4 protein-coding genes and 1 pseudogene are annotated in these 3,892 nt (G+C 75.3%); 1 reads left to right on the forward strand and 4 read right to left on the reverse strand.

Annotation, left to right across the window (positions count from 1 at the left end; translation table 11 throughout):
• From B0E53_RS33900 to B0E53_RS33915, 4 genes are all read right to left on the reverse strand, one after another.
• Positions 1–828: ParA family protein (locus B0E53_RS33900; protein WP_246835740.1), on the reverse strand; the 828-nt coding region annotated here is incomplete at its 3' end.
• Entirely contained in the window at positions 828–1,490 is a 663-nt protein-coding gene (locus B0E53_RS33905; protein WP_107079643.1) for an SAF domain-containing protein, read from the reverse strand. The genes B0E53_RS33905 and B0E53_RS33900, both read right to left, overlap by 1 nt.
• Before the next feature lie 55 nt (positions 1,491–1,545).
• A complete protein-coding gene (locus B0E53_RS33910) occupies positions 1,546–2,400 on the reverse strand; it encodes a hypothetical protein (RefSeq protein ID WP_246835741.1) in 855 nt (284 codons plus the stop codon).
• 110 nt (positions 2,401–2,510) lie between these two features.
• Positions 2,511–3,077 (reverse strand): hypothetical protein, encoded by a 567-nt coding sequence (locus B0E53_RS33915; protein WP_107079645.1) that lies wholly within the window; start codon positions 3,075–3,077, stop codon positions 2,511–2,513.
• Positions 3,078–3,666: 589 nt separating this feature from the next.
• Here B0E53_RS33915 and B0E53_RS33920 point away from each other — a divergent pair.
• Positions 3,667–3,892, forward strand: a pseudogene (locus tag B0E53_RS33920) (prepilin peptidase); the annotation flags it as partial.

Here is a 3,892-nt window from a genome sequence, read left to right on the forward strand (position 1 = left end):
CGCACCGGACACCCCCGGCGTGCTCGGCGCGGTCACCGCGCGCGGGGCCGGGGCTCCCGGCCAGGCCAGCCGGGCCCGCCGCCGGTCCAGCAGCGCCCGGACCGGCACCTCCAGCGCGCCGGCCGCGCGTATGAGCGGCCGGTTGGCGCGTACGGTGCCGCCGTGCCCGAGCACCTCGGCGGTACGCGGGTCGTGCGGCAGCCGGGCGATCACCGGTAGCCGCAGCGCCTTGCTGATCTCGCTGCCGCCGTGTCCGTCCCCGACCACCAGCAGGCGCAGGGTGCCCCGGGGGATCCGGTGCTCGGCGAAGTCCCGCTCGATGGCCTTGACCGTGGCGCGGGTGGCGGACAGGTCGGGCAGGTGGGCCCGAGTGACCAGCAGTACCACGGCCGCCGCCCGCAGCACGGGCCACGGTGGACCGGCGACCTGCAGCCGGCCACAGTCGACCAGCACGTCGTACGGCGGGACGCCCCTCTCCAAGCCGGTGAAGAAGTCGGCGAAGCGCTGCCAGAGCGGGGCGACGCTGCCGGCCTGGGCCGGGTCGACCACGCCGGGCAGCAGCAGCCGCTCCCGCCTCGGCGCGTCCAGGTCGACGAGCTGCGACCAGAAGGCGCTCTCCAGGTTGCCGTCGCGCAACTCCCCGACGGCCAGTTCGCCGAGACCGCGCGGGCCGTCCAGCGCCCCGCCCAGGTAGCCGGCGAGGATCGAGCCGCCCGCCGGGTCGCACTCGGCCAGCACCAGCCGCCGGTGCCAGCTCAGCGCGGCGGCCAGGGCGGCGGTGGTGACGCCCGGCGAGCCCTTCGCCGAGACCAGGGCGATGATCGCCATCAGGCCGCCTCGGTGAGCACGAGCGCGATCCGGTCGTCCGCGGCCAGCGCCACCACGGCCGGCACGTCCCGGACGGCCAGCGCCAGGTAGACCACCACGTCGTCGTTCTCCGGAGTGGCGGTGTCGATCACGGTGGCCTCGAACCGGGTGCCGCCGCCGCGCGTCGCGTCGGCGCCGCCGGCGCTGGTGTCCGGCGTGCTGACCAGCAGCACCCTGTCGCCGGGGTGCAGCTTGCGGGCGGGCACCCGGCTCGGCTCCAGCCCCAGCGCGAGCTGCTGCTGCCCGGGGCCGAGCAGCGGCGCGTCGGTGAGCTGGGCCGGCGTCAGCAGCGTGCCGGGGGTGAGCCGGACGGCGGCCCGCCGGCCCAGCACCTCCTTGATCCGGGCGGCCGGCACCGGCTGGAGCTCCCGCCCGCCGGAGACCCGCACCGGGACCAGGTCGTCGGCGGTGAGCTGCCGGCCCACCTCGACCGGCCGGGCCACCGCGAGGTAGCTGCCGGTGGAGCGGACCGAGGTGACCGCGAAGGCCGCGCCCAGCCCGCCGAGGGCGATCAGCAGCACGGCCAGGCCGAGCAGGCCGGGGCGGATCCGCCGCTGCCGGACCACCTTGGGCGGTGCCACCGGCGCGTCCAACGGGGTCCCGTTCCGGGTCGCCACACTCACTGCGCCACCTCCGTTCGCGACTGCGGGGCTCGCAAACCCGGCTCACTCCTCGCGCTCACCGCGTCACCACCTGAAGTTCGTTGATCTGCACCGCGACGGTCCCGCTGACCCGGCTCTGGGCGATCTCGCCGCTCTCGCCCCCGCCGGACCACTCGACGGTCCAGAACGTGGTGGCGCTGACCTGGTAGGTGCCGGCCCTGGCGTAGCCGCGGTCGTAGCCGCAGTCGGGGGAGGTCCGCCCGGCCCGGGGGCCGTCGGCGGCGTACGGCGTGCCCGGCCTCGTGCAGGTGACCTGGGTGCCGTCGCCCATGGTCCAGACGATCCGGGTCACCCGGGCGGTGATCTCGACGGTCAGCCCGCGGTCCGAGGCGGAGGCGCGGAGTGGCCCGAAGTAGGACGCACCGCCGCTGGCCCACATCCAGACCGGCAGCCCGACGAGACCGGGGCCCTTGCTGCGCCGGGGCGCGACCGCGACCCGGGGCGGCAGCAGCGAGATCGAGGCCAGCGCGCGGCGGGCCAGTTCCTCCGGGTCGGGCGGCGCGCCGTAGCCGGGCGGTGGCCCGTCGCGCAGCACGGTGGTCTGGGTGCCGAGGTCCCCGCCGTTGCAGGTCTGCACATACCACTGCTGGCCCTCGGGCGCGGCGGGCTGGGGCTCGGACAGCTTGTAGTAGCAGCCGTCGCCGTTGTTGAACCAGCCGAGCCACTCGTCGTAGCAGGGGATGACCCGGCCGTTCCACTGGCACTTCGCGGCGCCGCCGCCGTCCCCGCCTCCGCCGCCGGGATTGCCGCCGCCGCCCGGCCCCCCGCCCGGGGTGCCGGGTTCGTCGTCCCAGACGTTGCAGTCGTTCTGCCCGGGCGGGCACTCGCCGCCGGGGTTGCCGGCCCGGGCCGGCCCGCCGGTCAGCAGCAGCGTGGGCGCGCCGGTCAGCGTCAGCAGCAGCGCCAAACCGGCGGTGAGCAGCAGCCGGCGGGGCGTCCCGGCCCGGGTCGGCCGGGCCGGGACACCCCTTCCTCCCCAGGTCAACACGGCTGGTCCTGGTGTCCGGCGCCGGCGCTGATCAGCCACCGGCCGTCCGGGTAGCGGGTCGCGGTGGCGGTGGCCAGGTAGCGCCCGCCGCGGGTGCCGGGGACGACCCGGCGGTCCTTGGCGTAGACGAGTCGGTAGCCGGTCGCGTCCAGGCAGTCCTGGATCTCCACGGTGGGCGGATCGGCGGCCAGGTCGACCGAGACGACGGTGGGATCGGAAACAAGTCTTCCGGTACGCATGGCGCCGTGCTCCTTCGCCTCGCGAATTGCCACCCGCACCCGGGTCAGCAACGGATCCGCCACGAATCGGGCCAGTGCGGGATGACCCGGATCGCTGCGCGAGCTCGCCGCCCGGGACGCGTCGAGATAGCCGGAATAGGCGGCGAGCGCGGCCTTTACGGCTGATTCCTCCTCGGCGCTGGAATGCGCGACGGGTGCGGCGGCGCGCCCGGTCAGCGGGCGGGCCGACGCCTCCGGCTCGCTGCCGCAGCCGGCGGTCGCGGCCAGTAGAGCAAGGCTGAGCAGGCAGATTTCCCATCGGCGGGATTGCCGTGTGCGCAACGCCGGGCCCTCCTCGGTGGCGGCCCGGAGTGGTCGCGTCAACGCACTCCGGGCATGCGGAAGTGCGCCCGGATGTCTACGGCCGGGCCGCATCTGCTACCGCTGCATTTACCTGTACTGATCTTTAGCGAATTCGAAACCTGTTGTCTCCGGTCGGCCTCCGACGCCAATTGATCGGGGGTTGCGTCGTACCCAAGGGGCGAGCATAGGCTGACGTCCGCCGATGCAACAGAGGCAATTAATCCGAACACTCTGAGTGATGACGGGTGGTGGCGGCCGTGGGTGGCTGGACGACGACGAGCGGCCCGCGGACGGGTCCGCCGGTGGCAGGAGTGCGTTCACCCGCACGCGACATCCGGTGTCCGGGACGCGGACGGGTTGGCGGCGGATTGGGGGACAACGGCCCCTCTGGTCCGATCCGTCCCCTCGGCCGGTGGTCCGCCCGTCCCTCGCGGGCAGCCGGTCGCCCTGCCTCGGCCCACCCCGGCTGCGACGCCGTTTTCCGCGCCATCCGCGACACGGCGGTGGGGCGAAAATCACTCTGCGTGCTCCAGAGTGGAACCCTGAGCGACCGTCAGGGGGCGCCGGCATGACCGCCGGACGGGTCCGGGCCGCCGCACCGACGGCCCCCGCCCGCCGTCCCGTCGTCCGGCTGTCGGCCGCGCTGGCGGTCGTACCGCTGCTGCGGCTGGCGGTCGCCCGGTACGCCGTACCCCCGGGTGTGCCGGACCGGGTGAGGTGTGACGGCTGCGGCGCGCCGATCGGCCTGGACCGGCCGCTGCCGGCGCTCGGGCCGGCGGCCCGCTGCCCGTCGT

Origin of the sequence: Micromonospora sp. MH33, from assembly GCF_003013775.1 — a bacterium.
GTDB classification, from domain to species: Bacteria; Actinomycetota; Actinomycetes; order Mycobacteriales; family Micromonosporaceae; genus Micromonospora; species Micromonospora fulviviridis.